The organism is Crocosphaera chwakensis CCY0110, assembly GCF_000169335.1.
Taxonomy (GTDB): domain Bacteria; phylum Cyanobacteriota; class Cyanobacteriia; order Cyanobacteriales; family Microcystaceae; genus Crocosphaera; species Crocosphaera chwakensis.
This window is the reverse complement of the sequence record NZ_AAXW01000158.1, coordinates 1-1,169: the sequence shown is the minus strand read 5'-3', so window position 1 is coordinate 1,169 and position 1,169 is coordinate 1. Positions and strand designations below refer to the sequence as shown.

At 34.1% G+C, this 1,169-nt stretch carries 1 protein-coding gene; it reads right to left on the bottom strand.

Translation table 11 applies throughout. The features are described 5' to 3' along the window. The coding region (locus CY0110_RS27775; RefSeq protein WP_198139293.1) for a tetratricopeptide repeat protein at positions 1-1,149 on the bottom strand (1,149 nt) is incomplete at its 3' end. Positions 1,150-1,169: the final 20 nt, after the last annotated feature.

The window sequence follows — 1,169 nt, the reverse complement described above, 5'->3', positions numbered from 1 at the left end:
GTGCATAGCAGTATCTTGTTCTTGTTTCAAAAATGCTTTTCTATCTTCCCTTTTCAAACCTTGACGCATTTCTAAGGTAATATTAACCGCATTTTCAAAATATTTAATCGCTTCAATGGGGCGTTCTGTATCTCGGTAAACATAACCAATATTATTAAGAGTTCTCGCTTTTCCTAATCTATTATTTACTTCCTGTGTAATAGATAAAGCTTGTTTAAAGCAGTTTAAAGCTTCTGTAAGTTTTTCCATCTCATAGTAAACTAAGCCGATATTATTGATAGTAGCTCCTTCTCTTAAGCGCTCATCTAGTTCTTGAAAGATTGGTAAAGCTTCTTGATAGTGTTTTAAAGCTTCTGTAAGTTTTCCTCTTTTGTAATAAACTCCACCAATATTATTAAGAGTGGTTGCTTCTCCAGCGTAATCGCCTACTTCTGATCTGATGACTAAAGCTTGTTGATAGTAGTCTAAGGCTTCTGTTAGTTTTTCTATATTTTCGTGGACTACGCCAATATTATTAAGAGTTTTCGCTTCCAATGATCTATTATCTACCTCTTTAGTGATGCCTAAAGTTTTTTCGTAGTAGCCCAAAGCTTCTTCTGGCTTTCCTATAGTAGTATAAACTACTCCAATTCTATTGAGGATGTTGGCTTGTAATGATCTATTACCTACTTCTTGGGTTATGATTAAAGCTTGTTGATAATAGTTTAAGGCTTCTGAGTATTTTCCTATATCGTTGTAAACTAAGCCAACATTATTGAAAATAGTCGCTTCTAATGAGGGATGACCTAGTTTCTCGGTTATCATTAAAGCTTGTTGATAATAATTTAAGGCTTCTGAGTATTTTCCTATATCGTTGTAAACTCGTCCAATATTATTGAGAGTAGTCGCTTCTAATGAGGGATTATCTACTTTCTTGGTAATCACTAAAGCCTGGTTTAAGTAGTTCAAAGCTTCTATTATTCGCCCTACTTTACCATAAATTACTCCAATATTATTGAGAGTAGTGATTTCTAATGATCTATTGCCCACTTTTTTGCTGATTGGTAAAGCTTGTTGATAATACTCTAAAGCTTCTGTCAGTTGACCTATATCCCAATATACATATCCTATATTATTGAGGACAGTAGCTTCCCCAAAAAGATCCTCCACTTCCCTAGTGATTAGTAGAG